Below are 15,586 nucleotides of genomic sequence, written 5' to 3'. Positions count from 1 at the left end.
CCACCGGCCATCCTCCCCCCGTCCGCAGGCCCCGGCCTCCCCTGCTCCGGGTGAGCCGACAACCTCGCCCGATGCGGGGGAAGCGCCGGCTTGCCCGAGCGCCGACGATGAGACAGACGCCGAATCCCTGTTGGTGAGTCATGACCCAGTACCTGCTCCGAGTCGAGGGCGAACTCTCGCCCGGCCTGATCTCCGCGTTCCCCCAGCTCTCCGTCGACCTCGAACTGACCCAGACGCTACTCACCGGGCCGGTCGAGGACGCCGCCGAGCTGACCGGCATCATCAACCACCTGACCGCGCTGGGCGTGACCCTGGTCGAGCTGGTGCGGATACCGGACCACACGGTCAGATGAGGTGCAGCGTCCGGGCGATCTTCAGCGCCCGGCTCCGCCGGGTCGCCCCGAGCTTCGCGTACAGCGAGGAGACGTGCGTCTTCACGGTGTTCTCGCTGATGAACAGGGCGTCCGCGATGTCGGCGTACGAGCCGCCACTCGCCAGCTGGAGCAGTACGTCGTGCTCCCGGTGGGTCAGCCCGGGCACGTGGGCCAGCCCGGCGCCGGCGCGCTCCGGGTCGTAGTTCGGCGGCGGTGACTGGCGCACCCGCCGCATGACCGCCGCGAAGCCGGCCCGCTCGTCGACGAACGCGCAGAGCTCGAGCAACCACGGGGTCGGGCTGTGGTCGGCGATCCGGTGCAGCAGGTCGTGGGTCGGCGTACCGTTCATGCTCCAGCCGAGGAACGGCCAGGCGATCCGCTGATCGGCGGTCCCGCGGACCGCCTCGAGCACCAGGCCGTCGGCCGCGGTCCGGTAGCCGAGGCTGTCCTGCAGCTGCGCCTGGTAGATCGTGGCGACGATGCGGGTGGTGGGCAGGAGTTGCCGCAGCTCCCCGTCGAGGACCGGTGCCAGCGCGGCGGTGGCAGCCTGGCGGTCACCACCGATGTCGGCGTGGAACGCACGGGCCAGGGCCGCCTCGGCGGCCGCCCCGACCTGACCGAACTCGGTCACCAGAGTGGCCAGCACCTCGCGGTCGTTGTGCATCAACGCCCGCAGACAGCGCTCCCCGATCAGGACCGCGGCCAGGTGTGGTGGGACCGGCGGAAGCTCCGGCGGCAGGTCGAGCAGCGCGGCCGCGTCGTCCACCGCGCCGGACGAGAGCCGGAGCCGGGCGGACAGGATCAGCTTCCACACCGCGGTCGTCGGATCGAGTGGCCCGGGCGCTTCGACCAGATCCGACAGGTCCGTCGAGCTCGGCCGGGCCAGCTCCTGCGCGATCCGGGCACGGGTGTAGGTACCGTCCTGCGCGGCGGCCGGCGCCAACTGCAGTGCGCGGTTGGCCAGCACGAGGCAGTTCTGGTCCCGGCCCACCATGTACTCGGTCATCGCCAGGTGGGACAGCGCGGACGCGACCAGCCTGGTCAGGCCGAGCGACCTCGCGATCGCGGCCGCCTGCCGCAGGTGACCGTGGGCCTGCGCAAGCCGGCCGAGCCAGTTCTCGGCCGACCCGAGCTCGGCCAGCAACCAGGCGTGCGGCGCGCTGGTGGCCGTGGCATCGCCGGACGCGTTCACGAGGCGGGTGGCCTGGTCGACCTCGGCCGCGAGGGTACGGCGATCCGACCACGCCTGCACGAGTCGCAACGACGCCACATCGGCCGAGCGGGCCAAGGACTCCTCGCCGTCGAGGCGATCGGTCCAGTGCCGGGCGCCGGCCTGGTCGGCGTGCAGCAGGCGCTCGATCGCCAGGATCGCCCAGGTGCGAGGTACGGCGTCCACCGTCTCCGGTGCCGCCCGCGCGACCGTACGGATCAGCGGACCGTGACCGAGCATCAGCAGCTCGACCCCGTGGTCGGCGATCAGCCGGACGGCGTCGTCCCACGCCTCGACCGCGACCAGCCGCCGGAAGCCTTGGTCGAGGTCGCCGTGGGTGGCGTCCCAGCGGGCCGCCCGGCGGAGGACCGCGCGAGCCCGCGTCACGTCGACCCCGCCGGCGTGTGCCTGCCGGCGCAGTACCTCCGAGAGCAACGGGTGGATCCGGTAGCGGACCGGCTCGCCCGCCCGGCCACGGTCCTCCCGGCTGACCAGCAGACCGGACGCCTCCAGCTCCGCCAGCAACTCCCCCGCGCCCGGATCCCCGGACAGCCACACCGCCGTCTCCGGGTCCACGGTCTCCTCGAACGCGACGCACAGCAGCAGATGCCGGGTGCGGGCCGCCAGGGTCGAGAACACCTGGCCGGCCAGCTGGTCCGCGAGTCCCCAACCGCGTTCGGTCAGGTACTCCTCGACCCGCATCGGATCCGGGAACCCGGCGACCGTGCGAGCGGCGAGCGCGATCACCGCGGCCCAGCCGCCGGCCCGCCGTACGATCGCCGCCACCACCTCGGGCGGGAGATCCTCAGCGTGGGCCAGGACCAGGTCCGCGGACTCCTGCGCCGACATCTGGAAGGCGCGCCCGCGGATCACCGACAGGTCGCCCTGGAGCGACGGGATCAGCCGGTCCATCGGTGGATCCCAGCGGCACAGCAGCACGAGCCTGATCGCGGACGGGCACGTGTTCAGCAGCTCGTCCACGAGGGCGAAGCACCGGGCGGCCATCAGGTGGGCGTCGTCCACGACGACGATCTGCTGTGCCTCTTTGCCGATCAGGTCGTCGGCCGACCGACTGATCAGTGCGGCCGGTGGCGGCCGGCCCGCTAACGGCCGTACGCCGGCCGCCACCCGCAGCTGGTTGGCGAAGCGGTGCGGATCGAGGTCCTTGCCCGAGGTCAGCCAGGTCACCGGCAGCTCCGCCCGTTCCGAGGTCCAGCGGGCCAGGGTGAGGGTCTTGCCGGTTCCGGCGGGCGCGACCACCAGGGTGACCGGCCGGGCGAGCGCGTCGTCGAGCAGGCGCATCAGCGCCGTTCGTTCGACCCAGACGCGAACGGCGGGCGGACCGGCCCGCGCGGTCGCCCGAGCGGCTGCCCCCGACTGCGCTGTCTTCCGGGCAAAGTCGCCGCCCATGCCCACCAGCTCCCCTCCGTCGGGCACTCTTCAGAGTCCGCCCACACCCCACCGAATGGCAAGCCTCGGCGCGCGCCGGTCACGCGCCGACGCGACGGCGAAGCAAGCGACCGGCCCCGAACGCGACCAGGGCGACGACGACCGCGAGCACCCCGATCAGCCACAGGTCGCGCCGCAGCGAGTCCACCAGGACGTCGAAGACGGCACCCGCGGCGTCGCGGGACAGGGCCTCGGTCGGCAACGCGTTCAGGTAGCGCGTTCGGAGGACCGCGACCGCGAGGGCCAGCGCGACCATGCCGGCCACGATGCCCGCCGACCATCCGACCAGTGCCCGGCGCCGGTCGCGGGCCAGGAACAGCCCCGCGACGAGCAGCGCGAACGTCGTCAACGGCAACCAGGCCCGCAGGGTGTTCAGCAACCCGAACCCGTCCTGTGCCCTCGTCACCGCGCTCGACTGCATCAGCACGACCGATCGGTCCACGACCGGGATGAAGCGCGCGGTGCTGTAGCCGGCCGCCAGGAGCCGCTCCTTGACCGCGGAGATGACCGGCGCCAGGTTGAGCGTGACCGAGTCCGCCTGCGCGGTCACCACCCGGTCCTGCTGTCCTTCCAGGAGGACGACCAGGCGCGCATGCGCGATCCGGTTCGCCTGCGCCCACAAGGTGGCGAAGGCCGGACTGCGGACGAACTCGAGCACCTGTCTCCGGATGAAGTCGGCGACAGCGTCGGCCAACGGCGCCCGCAGCGCCCGGACGTTCGCCTCGATCCGCGGCGGCAGCCCGTTCGCCACCGAGTCCAGGGCTTCGGTCGTGATCGCGCGGACGTCGACCGCGGTCAGGATCTCGTGCGTCACCCGGTCCGCGACCGCGTGTTGCACCACCGGGTCGGCGGCCAGTGGAGCGACCGACGCCACGTGCCGGTCGGTGTCGGTGACCTGCTGCGACGCCCAGACGGCCGCGACCGCCGGCGGCGCCAGCAGGCACGACAGCGTGAGCAGTACGACGGCCGTCGTACTGCGCCATCGCCGACCGCCGGCGGGGTCGTTCATGACGCGGCGGGTGGGTCGGTCAGAAGTCGACGGGGTCGCGGATGATCGGGCAGGTCATGCAGTGGCCGCCGCCGCGGCCGCGGCCGAGCTCGGCGCCGACGATGGTGATCACCTCGACGCCGGCCTGGCGCAGCAGGGTGTTCGTCCGGGTGTTGCGGTCGTAGGTGAAGACCACCCCGGGCTCGAGCGCGACCGCGTTGTTGCCGCTGTCCCACTGCTGCCGCTCGGACTCGTACACGTCCCCGCCGGTCTCCAGGACCCGCAGCTCCGAGAGCCCGAGCGCCTCGGCGACGACGTCGACGAACCGCCGCGACCCCTCGTCGACCACGTCCACGCCCGGCGCGCGGTCCGCCGGCCGCAGCGAGAACGTGTGCACGCCGTCCATGATCGTCGGGTACAGCGTGACGATGTCGCGGTCCGCGAACGTCATCACGGTGTCCAGGTGCATCGCGGCCCGCAGCTTCGGCATCCCGGCCACGATCACGTGCTCGGCCGCACCCTTGTCGAACAGCGCGGCCGCGACCTGGGTGATCGCCTGCCGGGAGGTCCGCTCGCTCATCCCCATCAGCACGACGCCGTTCCCGACCGGCATGATGTCGCCGCCCTCGAACGTCGCCCGGCCCCACGACTGCTCCGGGTCGCCCCACCACACGGTCGAGCCGGCGAAGTCGGGGTGGAACTGGTAGATCGCCTTCATCAGCAGGGTCTCGTCGTGCCGGGCCGGCCAGTAGAGCGGGTTCAGCGTCACGCCGCCGTACAGCCAGCAGGTCGTGTCGCGGGTGTACAGCGTGTTGGGCAGCGGCGGCATCAGGTACTCCCGGCTGCCGGTGCCCTCGCGGGCCAGGCCGACGTACCCGGTGCGGTACTCCTCCGGCAGGTCCGAGGTGGCGAGGCCGCCGATCAGGAACTCCGCGAGCTGTCGCGGCTCGAGCGTCTCCAGGAAGCTCCGGGTGCCGTCGACCAGTCCGAGGCCGACGTCGTTGACCAGGAGCTTGCGGTCGAGCAGCCACGAGCGCGCCTCGTCGGACGCGACCGTCTGAGCGAGCACGTCGTGCAGTTCGACCACGTCGACCCCGCGGTTCATCAGCTTGTTGACGAAGTCGGCGTGGTCGCGCTGGGCGTTCTCCACCCACATCACGTCGTCGAACAGCAGGTCGTCGGCGTTGGTCGGAGTGAGCCGGCGGTGGGCCAGACCGGGTGAGCAGACGAGAACCTTGCGCAGCCGGCCGACTTCGGAGTGGACGCCGTACGTCGAGGTGGGGTCGTGACTGGTCATGCGGATGGACTCCTTGCGCGGATGGTGGTCGGCCGGCCCGGCGGATCAGATCGAGATCCAGCCGGCCGCGAGGGCGACGACGCCGAGCGCGGCGCCGAGGATCGAGACGACGAGCAGGACGAGCTCGCCCGGGGTGAACAGCCGGCGGCCCTGCTCCCGGCGGGCCATCACGAACAGGATGCTGGCGGGCGCGTAGATGATGAACGACAGCAGGATGAACCTGGGCCCGGCGGCGTACAGCAGGAACGCGGTGTAGATCGTCGCCAGCGCGCCGACGACCAGTTCGCGGGTGTGGCCCGCCGGCGCGTCGGTGTACGTCTCCCGGGTCACCGCCAGCTTCAGCGCATATCCGGCCGCGAGCAGGAACGGGATCAGGCTGAGGGCGCTGGTCAGGTCGAGGGCGAAGTTGAACGCGTCCTCGGAGAACATCGTCACCACCAGCACGACCTGGATCAGGATCGTTGTCATCAGCAACGCCGCGGTCGGTACGTCGGCCGCGTTCGACCGGCGCAGGAACCGGGGCATGTCGTCGTCCAGCGCGGCCACGAACAGCACCTCGGCGGACATCAGCGTCCAGGCCAGGTACGCGCCCAGCACGGAGACGATCAGGCCGACGCTGACGAAAACCTCGCCCCAGTTGCCGACCGCCGACTCGAGCACGCCGGCCATCGACGGCTGGCGCAGCTGGGAGATCTCGCTGATCGGCAGGATGCCGTAGGACACCACCGTCACCGAGGCGAAGACGGCCAGCACGCTGAGCAGGCCGAGCACGGTGGCCCGGCCGACGTCCTCGCGGCGTTTCGCGTGCCGCGAGTAGACGCTCGCACCCTCGACCCCGAGGAACACGAAGACGGTGACCAGCATCGTGCCGGTGACCTGGTCGTACAGCGACCCGTAGTTCCCGGTCCCGCTGAAGTTGTCCGCGAAGACCTTCGGGTCGAGGTAGATCGCGGCGATCAGGATGAAGACCAGGATCGGCACCAGTTTGGCCACGGTGACGATCCGGTTGATGATCGCGGCCTCCTGCACGCCCCGCCGGATCAGCAGGTAGAACACCCAGATGCCGACGGTCGACAGCACGGCGGCGGTCACCGTGTCGCCGTCGCCGAGGGCCGGCCACAGGGCGCCGACGGTCGACATGATCAGCACCCAGTAGGTCACGTTGCCGACGCACGCGCTGGCCCAGTAGCCGAACGCGGAGAAGAAGCCGAGGTACTCGCCGAAGCCCGCCTTGGCGTAGGCATAGACGCCGGCGTCGAGGTCCGGCTTGCGGACCGCGAGGGTCTGGAAGACGAAGGCGAGCATCAGCATGCCGGTGCCGGCGATCGCCCAGGCGACCAGCGCCCCGGCGACGCCGGTCTCCTGCGCGAACCGGCGCGGCAGCGAGAACACGCCCGCACCCACCATCGAGCCCACGACCATCGCGGTCATGGTCAGGAACGTCAGCTTCTGCGCCGACGACGTGGTCGAGACGGTGTCTGCGCCGGCCATCACTTCCTCCTAGGCGGACGGGACGTCCGCCGGCTCGACTTTCTCGATCTTGAAACCGGTCACGCCGTACAGCACGCTCAACGTCGGGCTCGCGATGTTGAACACGCAGTACGGCAGGTAGAGCAGCGTCGGTACGCCGAGGACGGCGCCCATGAACGCGCCGCACGAGTTCCACGGGACCAACGGCGACGTGACCGTGCCGCTGTCGGCGGCCAGCCGGGACAGGTTGGTCGGCGCGAGGCCGCGCCGGGCGAACTCCGCCCGGAAGATCCGGGACGGCAGCACGAGCGCGATGTACTGGTCGCCGGCGACCACGTTCAGGCCGAAGGCGGACGCGAACACCGTGAGGTACAGCCGGCCGGTGCTCTTGGCCGCGTGGATCATCGGGTCGACCAGCCGGCCGATCAGCCCGAACTCCTCGAGCAGCGCGCCGAAGGTGACCGCGGCCATGATCAGCCACAGCGTCAGCAGCATGCTGTCCATCCCGCCGCGTGACAGCAGCCCGTCGATCTCGCCGATCCCGGAGTTGATCTCGAACCCGTTGGCCATCGCCCGCCAGATGCCCTTGACCGACTCGATCACGACGTTGCCAGCGCCGCCGACGAAGTCGCGCATGACCTCCGGCTGCAGGAACGCACCGAGGATCCCGGCGAACAGCGCCGACGCCATCAGTGCGAGCGTGGCCGGGACCTTGCTGATCGACAGGTACGCGAGCAGCAGCAACGGCACCAGGTTCACCGGCGTGATCCGGTAGATCTCCCCGAGCTTCGCCAGTTCGGTCGTGGTCGCGACCGTGTCGTTCACCGACGGCCCGGAGACCAGCCCGAGGAACAGGAACACCACGACCGCGATCACGAAGGCCGGAACCGACGTCCAGGCCTGCCGCTTGATGTGCTCGTAGACGTCCACCTTGACCATCTGCGCGGTCAGGATGGTCGTCTCCGAGAGCGGTGACAGCTTGTCCCCGAGGTAGGCACCCGAGATCACCGCGCCGGCGGTGACGGCCGGCGACACCCCGAGCATCAGCGCGATCCCGACCAGCCCGACGCCGATCGTGCCGGCGGTGGTCCAGGAACTGCCGATGCTCATCGCGATGACGCCACAGATCAGCGCGGTCGCCGCGTAGTACCACCCGGGTGACAGCACCTGGATGCCGTAGTACACCAGCGTCGGGATGGTGCCGGAGAGGTTCCAGATCCCGATCAGCGCGCCGACCGCGAGCAGGATGAAGATCGCGCTGGTGACCGAGGACAGCGCGCCCTGCGCGGCCCGCTGGATCGCTTCCCAGCTGTGGCCGTTCTTCAGCGCGATCAGCGCCGCGATCAGGGCGCACAGCACCAGCGCGGCCTGGATCGGTCCGTCCAGCGCGTCCAGGCCGAACAGCGCGATCGAGCCACCGATCAGCACCGCGAGCGCCAGCAGCGGCACGGCCGCGTCGAACAACGACGGAACCCGAACGGGCGGGTCTGCGGTGGCCACGCCTCGCACTATGCCGACGGCACGGCGCCGGCTGATCACCTGGATCGGGTGATTCCCTCGCCGTCTCCGCGGCGGTCAGCCCTTCTCCGGCGTGTCCGGTGTCCTCCCCTTCGCCTTCATGCCCTTGGCGCCGATCCAGACGGCCACCGCGACCAGCAGGCCGATGCCGACCAGCCAGCCCCACAGGCCCTCGGACACCGGACCGAGCCGGCCGAGACCGAAACCACCGGGATCCTTCTGCTCCTGCAGCGCGACGATGTAGGCGATGATGTCGCGCTTGTCCTCCGGCTGCAGCACCTGGTCGGAGAAGACCGGCATCTGCTGCGGACCGGTCAGCATCGCCTGGTAGATGTGCCGCGGCGTGCTGTCCATCAGCGAGGGCGCGTACCGGCCGTTCGGCAGCGCGCCGCCCTTGCCGGCGAAGTTGTGGCACGCCGTGCAGTTGGTGCGGAACAGCTCGCCGCCGCGGGTGATCTGCTCGTCCGTCACGTTGCTGACGTCAAACGACTCCTCGGCCGGCACCGCCGGTCCGGGAGCCAGCGAGGCGACGTACGCCGAGAGCGCCTCGATCTCCTCCTGCGTGTACGACGGTGGCTTCTGCGGGATCTGGGCACCCGGCTGCACCGCGGGCATCCGGCCGGTACCGACCTGGAAGTCGACCGCGGCCGCCCCGACGCCGATCAGCGACGGACCGGCCAGCTCGCCCTCACCGTTGCCGGCGCCCTCGGCGTTCAGACCGTGGCAGCTGGAACACCCGACCGCGAAGAGCTTGCGGCCCTCCTCGATCGTCTGCGACTGGGAGGAGCGGTCCGCGACCGCGGCGTCCGGTACGACGGCGGCGTACGCCGAACCGACGGCCAGCAGGCCGAGCAGGAGTACGACGAGACCGGCCGACCGGTGCCGTCGTCGCGCCGAGCGCGGACGTGCTGCAGACAATCGTTTGATCCCTACCCGCCCCGGGTCGCCGATCGCGACCGCGATGCCGCCACCATAAACCGTCGGGCTCTCCACGGGGTCACCCGAACCGGGCGGGGCGCGTCCGCTCAGCGGTGCACTTGCTCCACATTCCGGTACCGTCCGGTCCGGAGCCCGTAGGGTTGAGGTGTTCGCCTGGCGGTGATTACCCCACTACCCGGACGGCCAGGCCGGCAGCGCAGGGCCTGCGACTCTCCCCCACGAGCGTCGCCTCGTTGCCCCGGCCGGTCGCCGACGCTGTCCGGGAACCGCCAGGCGGGCTCACGCCGGGGGTAGCTACCCGACGAAGACCGCGGTGGGTTTCGCCACCGGGCCGTGGGCTTCGTACAGGGCCAGGAAGGTGCCGCTGGGATCGAACATCGCCGTCTGCCCGGCGGGCAGTTTCAGGCCGGGCAACGGCCGGCCGGTGCGGATCGCGGCGGCCTGCTCGGCGTTGGCGTCGTACCGGGGAAAGGTGCCTGCGGCAACTTCCGCGATCGGCAGCCACTCGAACGACCGCGCCAAAGACTCCAGCGTGTGCGCGACCGGCAGGCCGAAGGACCCGACCCGGGTACGACGCAGCGCGGTGAGGTGACCGCCGACGCCGAGCTCGGCGCCGAGGTCCCGGGCGAGCGCCCGGATGTACGTCCCGCTGGAGCAGTCGACCGAGATGTCCACCTCTAGCCCGGACGGCCCGGTGCGGACGTCGACGACGTCGTACCGGGACACCGTGACGTTCCGCGCCTTGAGCGCGACCTCCTCGCCGGCCCGGACGCGTTCGTACGCGCGCCGGCCGTCGACCTTGATCGCGGACACCTTCGACGGCACCTGCGAGATCTCGCCCCGGAAGCCGGCCACCGCGGCCTCGATCGCCTCGGCGGTGATCCCGTCGACCGGCGCGGTGGTGAGGATCTCGCCCTCGGCGTCGTCGGTCGTCGTGGTCGCGCCGAGCAGGACGGTCGCGTCGTACGACTTGTCCGCCAGCTGGAGGTGGCCGAGCAGCCGGGTCGCGCGGTTCAGCCCGACGACCAGGACGCCGGTCGCCATCGGGTCCAGCGTGCCCGCGTGGCCGACCTTGCGGGTGCCGGCCAGCCGACGGATCCGGGCGACCACGGTGTGCGAGGTCAGCCCGGCCGGCTTGTCGACGACGACGATGCCGTCGGCAACGACCGGCGTACCCTCACTCGTCGTCGGCGTCATCGTCCCCGCGGTGCTTGTACGGGTCGGCCTCGCCGGCCGGCTTGGCCTGGGCGGCCGCCTTGGCCACCTCGGCGTCGGCCTCCCGGGCCTTGGCCAGCAGGTCCTCGATGTGCCCGGCGGTCTCGGGGACGGCGTCCAGGAAGAACGCCACGCTCGGGGTGTGCCGCAGGCCGAGGGCCTTGCCGACCTCGCTGCGGATCAGCCCGCGGGCCGACTCCAGGGCGGCCGCGGTCGAGGCGCGCGCCTGCTCGTCGCCGTACACCGTGTAGAAGATGCTCGCCTCGCGCAGGTCGCCGGTCAGCCGGGCGTCCGTCACCGTGACGAACCCCAGCCGGGGGTCCTTCACCCGGCGCTCGAGCAGCTCCGCCACCAGCACCTGGATCCGGTCGGCCAGCTGCTTCGCCCTTGCTTCACCCATCAGGGCTCACTCCCTCATTCATGCGTAACGTCCGGAGAGACCATCGCCTCCCCGGACGTTACTCCGGTGGCCCGGCACGCGCCGGGCCACCGTCAGCGGATCAGTTGCGCGGCTTCTCGCGCAGCTCGAAGGACTCCACGACGTCGCCGATCTTGATGTCGTTGAAGTTGTTGATGGTCAGACCGCACTCGAAGCCCTCCCGGACCTCGGACGCGTCGTCCTTGAACCTCTTCAGCGACGACAGCTCGGTGTTGTCGACCACCACCGCGCCGTCCCGGATCAACCGGACCTTGGCGTTGCGGCGGATGACTCCACTGGTCACCCAGCAACCGGCGATGTTGCCCACCTTCGAGGAGCGGAAGATCTCCCGGATCTCCGCCTGGCCGAGGGTGGCCTCCTCGTAGATCGGCTTGAGCATGCCCTTCAGCGCGGCCTCGATGTCGTCGATCGCCGAGTAGATGACCGAGTAGTACCGGACATCCACGCCTTCGCGCTCGGCCAGGTCACCGGCCTTGCCCGCCGGCCGCACGTTGAAGCCGATGATGACGGCGTTCGACGCGATGGCCAGGTTGACGTCGTTCTCGTTGATCGCACCGACACCGCGGTCGATGATCCGCAGGGACACCTCGTCGCCGACCTCGATCCGGACCAGCGCGTCCTCCAGCGCCTCGACCGAACCGGACACGTCGCCCTTGAGGATGAGCAGCAGCTCCTGGGCCTCGCCCTTCTCCATCGAGGCCATGAAGTCCTCGAGGGTACGGCGGACGCGACGCTTCGCGTTGGCCGCCGCCCGGGCACGGGCTTCCCGCTTCTCCGCGATCTGCCGCGCCCGGCGGTCGTCGTCGACCACCAGGAACTTGTCACCGGCCCCCGGCACGGCGGTCAGGCCGAGCACCAGGACCGGACGCGACGGGGTCGCCTCCTCGACGTTGTTGCCGTGCTCGTCGAGCATGGCCCGGACCCGGCCGTACGCCGGGCCGACCACCATCGAGTCGCCGACCCGGAGCGTCCCGCGCTGCACCAGCACGGTCGCCACCGGACCACGGCCCTTGTCGAGGTTCGCCTCGATCGCGATGCCCTCGGCGTGCATGTCCGGGTTGGCCCGCAGGTCCAGCGCCGCGTCCGCGGTCAGCACGACGCCCTCGAGCAGGCCCTCGATGTTGATCCGGGACTTCGCCGAGACGTCGACGAACATCGTGTCGCCGCCGTACTCCTCGGGCACCAGGCCGTACTCGGTCAGCTGACCGCGCACCTTGGCCGGGTCCGCCGCCGGGACGTCGATCTTGTTCACCGCGACCACGATCGGGACACCCGCCGCCCGGGCGTGGTTCAGCGCCTCGATCGTCTGCGGCATCACCCCGTCGTCGGCCGCGACCACCAGGATGACGATGTCGGTGGCCTGCGCACCACGGGCACGCATGGCGGTGAACGCCTCGTGACCCGGGGTGTCGACGAAGGTGATCGCCCGCTGCTCGCCGTCCACCTCGGTGGTCACCTGGTACGCACCGATGTGCTGGGTGATACCGCCGGCCTCGTCGGCCACGACGTTCGCCATCCGGATCGCGTCCAGCAGCTTCGTCTTACCGTGGTCGACGTGACCCATCACGGTCACCACCGGCGGCCGCGGAGCCAGGTCGGCCTCGTCGCCGTCGTCGGCGCCGAACTCGATGTCGAACGACTGCAGCAGCTCGCGGTCCTCGTCCTCCGGGGACACGATCTGGACGTCGTAGTTCAGCTCGGTGCCGAGCAGCTGCAGCGTCTCCTCGTTGACCGACTGGGTCGCGGTCACCATCTCGCCGAGGTGGAACAGCACCTGCACGAGCGACGCCGGGTCGACGCCGACCTTCTCGGCGAAGTCCGTCAGCGAGGCGCCGCGGGCGAGCCGGACGACCTCGCCGTCACCGTGCTTGACCCGGACGCCGCCGACCGCCGGCGCCTGCATGTTGTCGAACTCCTGGCGCTTGGCCCGCTTCGACTTGCGGCCACGACGGGCCGGACCACCCGGACGGCCGAAGGCACCCTGGGTGCCACCGCGGCCGCGGTTGCCCGGACCCGGACGACCGCCGCCACCGGGCGGGCCGCTCGGGCCGCCGCCACCCGGACGGAAGCCGCCACCGCCGCCACCGCCGCCGCCGGAGCGCGCACCAGCACCCGGTCCGCCGGAACCGCCGCCGGGACGGCCACGACCGCCACCGCCACCGCCGCCACCACCGGGACCGGACGGGCGGCCGGTGAACGTACCGGCCGAGGACTTCGGCATCATCGCCGGGTTGGGCCGCGGCGCACCGGGCACACCCGACGGACGCGGACGGTCGCTACCGCCGCCACCGCGGGCCTGCGGCGGACGCGGCGGCATGCCGGCCGGGCTCGCACCCTGGCCGGGACCGCGCTCGCCGCCGGGACCCGGGCGAGCGCCACCGCGCTGCATGCCCTGGGTCGAGCTGAACGGGTTGTTGCCCGGACGCGGAGCACCCGGACGGCCGCTACCGGCCTGACCACCCGGCGCACCGGGACGCGGCGCGCCACCCGGACGCGGAGCGCCGGGACGCGGGGCACCCGGGCGCGGGGACGCACCCGGCGCCCCCGGACGCGGACCGGAACCCTGACCACCCGGACGCGGCGCGGGCCGGGCCGGGGAGTCCGCAGCGGGACGCTGCGACGTCGGGGCAGCCGGCCCAGCCGATGTAGCCTGCGCGGCCGGCCGATCCGGCGTACGGGCCGGGGCCTCCGGAGAGGCCTTGGCGGCCGGCGCCTCGACGGCCGGCGCGGGCGCCTCGGCCGGAGCCGCCGGAGCGGTCTCCTGGCGCGGACCCGGCTTGGGACCAGGACGCGGACCCGGCCTGGCCGGGGACGGCGCGGCCTTGGCCGGAGCCGGCGTGGCCTTCTCGGTGACCGTCGGCTCGGCGGTCACCGGAGCCGGGGTCGCCTCGGCGGCCGGCGCGGGACGCTCGGCCGGGGCCGCGGGCGCGGCCTTCTTCGCCGGCTCGGCAGGCGCGACCGGTGCGGTCGCCTGCGGCGCGGCGGACGTGCTGGCGGCGGCCTTCTTGGCCGCACGCTTCTTCGGCGGGTTCTTCTCGAACTCCTCCGCCAACCTGCGGACCACCGGCGCCTCGATCGTCGAGGACGCCGATCGGACGAACTCGCCCATGTCGTTCAGTCTGGTCAGAACGACCTTGCTGGTAACTCCGAGCTCCTTCGCGAGCTCGTAGACCCGGACCTTTGCCACTACTCTCCCTCTGGTCCGAGCCTGGGCGCGGACCGTTAGTTGACGTACGTGCTCATCGCTTTGCACTCATCGGTAGACACTCATCGAGTGGTCATGAGTCGATGACCCGCCTTCATGTCGTCGCGACGTTCGTCGCGGGCGGCCGGGTGGCCGCCATGGTTACTGCGACTGCACTGCTTCGTTACTGCGCTGCGCTACATGTTCCCGCACCAGCTCCAGCTCAAGCGGACCCGGGACCCGGAAGGCCCGTGGGAACGCCTTGCGTCGCTCGGCGAGCTCGAGGCACTCGGCCACCGGGTGCAGATGCGCCCCGCGGCCAGGCGCCCGATGAGCGGGATCCGGGAGGACCTGTCCTCCGGAAACCGTCATCCGCAGCAGGTCAGCCGGACTGGACCGCTTCCGGCACCCGATGCAGGTACGCTCCCTGGGCTTGCCCGGGCGCGCCTCCACAGTCACTGTCAGGTGATCCTTCGGGAGTGGTTGCGACTCAGTCGACCGACCGAGACGTCAGTCTACCTTCTCGTCCTCACGAGTCACATCGGTATCCGGCCGGATGTCGATCCGCCAGCCCGTCAGCCGGGCGGCGAGGCGGGCGTTCTGGCCCTCCTTGCCGATCGCGAGCGACAACTGGTAGTCCGGTACGACGACGCGCGCCGCCCGGGCCGCGGCGTCGACGACCTCCACAGACGTAACCTGCGCCGGGGACAGCGCATTCCCGACGAAGGTGGCCGGGTCGTCGCTGTGGTCGATGATGTCGATCTTCTCGCCGTGCAGCTCGTGCATGATGTTGCGCACCCGCTGACCCATCGGCCCGATGCACGCACCCTTGCCGTTCACCGACGGGTTCAGCGTCCGGACCGCGATCTTGGTGCGGTGACCGGCCTCGCGCGCGATCGCGGTGATCTCGACCGTGCCGTCGGCGATCTCCGGCACCTCGAGCGCGAACAGCTTCTTCACCAGGTTCGGGTGCGTCCGGCTGACGGTGATCTGCGGACCCTTGAAGCCCTTGCGGACGCCGACCACGTAGACCCGCAGCCGGGAGCCGTGCTCGTACTTCTCCCCCGGCACCTGCTCCGGTGCCGGCAGCACCGCCTCGATCTTGCCGAGGTCGACCATCACCGAGCGCGGGTCGCGGCCCTGCTGGATGACGCCGGAGACGATGTCGCCCTCCTTGCCGGAGAACTCGCCGTACCGGACCTCGTCCTCGGCGTCGCGCAGCCGCTGCAGGATGATCTGCTTGGCCGTGGTGGCCGCGATCCGGCCGAAGTCGTGCGGCGTGTCGTCGTACTCCCGGGCCAGCGTGCCGTCCTCGGCGAACTCGCGCGCGTACACGGTGACGTGCCCGGTCTTGCGGTCCAGCTCGGCGCGGGCGTGCTGCTGGGCGCCCTCGGTGCGGTGGTACGCCACCAGCAGCGCCTGCTCGATCGCCTCGACGACGACGTCCAGGGAGATGTCCTTCTCCCGCTCCAGCGACCGCAGCACGGCCATGTCGATGTCCAT

At 71.4% G+C, this 15,586-nt stretch carries 12 protein-coding genes; 1 reads left to right on the top strand and 11 read right to left on the bottom strand.

What is annotated here, in order from left to right:
* Positions 1–140 precede the first annotated feature (140 nt).
* The gene (locus ACQPYZ_RS14345) at positions 141–353 is read left to right on the top strand and encodes a hypothetical protein (protein WP_433168294.1); all 213 of its coding nucleotides are present in this window, start codon (positions 141–143) and stop codon (positions 351–353) included.
* On the opposite strand, the gene ACQPYZ_RS14340 is transcribed toward ACQPYZ_RS14345, so the two are convergent.
* From ACQPYZ_RS14340 to nusA, 11 genes are all read right to left on the bottom strand, one after another.
* A complete protein-coding gene (locus ACQPYZ_RS14340) occupies positions 346–2,994 on the bottom strand; it encodes a LuxR C-terminal-related transcriptional regulator (protein ID WP_433168292.1) in 2,649 nt (882 codons plus the stop codon). The two genes, ACQPYZ_RS14345 and ACQPYZ_RS14340, sit on opposite strands and share 8 nt — an antisense overlap.
* A 79-nt stretch (positions 2,995–3,073) precedes the next feature.
* On the bottom strand, positions 3,074–4,042 hold the full coding sequence (locus ACQPYZ_RS14335; RefSeq protein ID WP_433168290.1) for a hypothetical protein: 969 nt from the start codon (positions 4,040–4,042) through the stop codon (positions 3,074–3,076).
* Between the two features lie 19 nt (positions 4,043–4,061).
* A complete protein-coding gene (locus tag ACQPYZ_RS14330) occupies positions 4,062–5,318 on the bottom strand; it encodes an arginine deiminase (protein WP_433168288.1) in 1,257 nt (418 codons plus the stop codon).
* Positions 5,319–5,363: 45 nt separating this feature from the next.
* A complete protein-coding gene (locus tag ACQPYZ_RS14325) occupies positions 5,364–6,809 on the bottom strand; it encodes a basic amino acid/polyamine antiporter (RefSeq protein ID WP_433168286.1) in 1,446 nt (481 codons plus the stop codon).
* 9 nt (positions 6,810–6,818) lie between these two features.
* Positions 6,819–8,288 (bottom strand): Na+/H+ antiporter NhaC, encoded by a 1,470-nt coding sequence (gene nhaC, locus ACQPYZ_RS14320; protein WP_433168284.1) that lies wholly within the window; start codon positions 8,286–8,288, stop codon positions 6,819–6,821.
* A gap of 75 nt (positions 8,289–8,363) precedes the next feature.
* Positions 8,364–9,224, bottom strand: a complete 861-nt coding sequence (gene qcrC / locus ACQPYZ_RS14315; protein ID WP_433168282.1) for a cytochrome bc1 complex diheme cytochrome c subunit — start codon at positions 9,222–9,224, stop codon at positions 8,364–8,366.
* 315 nt (positions 9,225–9,539) lie between these two features.
* The gene (gene truB / locus ACQPYZ_RS14310) at positions 9,540–10,442 is read right to left on the bottom strand and encodes a tRNA pseudouridine(55) synthase TruB (RefSeq protein WP_433168280.1); all 903 of its coding nucleotides are present in this window, start codon (positions 10,440–10,442) and stop codon (positions 9,540–9,542) included.
* A complete protein-coding gene (rbfA, locus tag ACQPYZ_RS14305; RefSeq protein ID WP_433168278.1) occupies positions 10,423–10,860 on the bottom strand; it encodes a 30S ribosome-binding factor RbfA in 438 nt (145 codons plus the stop codon). The genes truB and rbfA overlap by 20 nt, the downstream gene beginning before the upstream one ends.
* Before the next feature lie 100 nt (positions 10,861–10,960).
* Positions 10,961–14,086, bottom strand: a complete 3,126-nt coding sequence (infB, locus tag ACQPYZ_RS14300) for a translation initiation factor IF-2 (protein WP_433168276.1) — start codon at positions 14,084–14,086, stop codon at positions 10,961–10,963.
* Between the two features lie 159 nt (positions 14,087–14,245).
* A complete protein-coding gene (locus ACQPYZ_RS14295) occupies positions 14,246–14,455 on the bottom strand; it encodes a YlxR family protein (RefSeq protein ID WP_433168275.1) in 210 nt (69 codons plus the stop codon).
* A 138-nt stretch (positions 14,456–14,593) separates the two neighbouring features.
* A complete protein-coding gene (gene nusA, locus ACQPYZ_RS14290; RefSeq protein WP_433168274.1) occupies positions 14,594–15,586 on the bottom strand; it encodes a transcription termination factor NusA in 993 nt (330 codons plus the stop codon).

The organism is Kribbella sp. CA-247076, from assembly GCF_050942445.1.
Lineage (GTDB): Bacteria > Actinomycetota > Actinomycetes > Propionibacteriales > Kribbellaceae > Kribbella.
The sequence above is the reverse complement of the archived record's forward strand: the minus strand, read 5'-3'. Positions and strand labels throughout refer to the sequence as shown.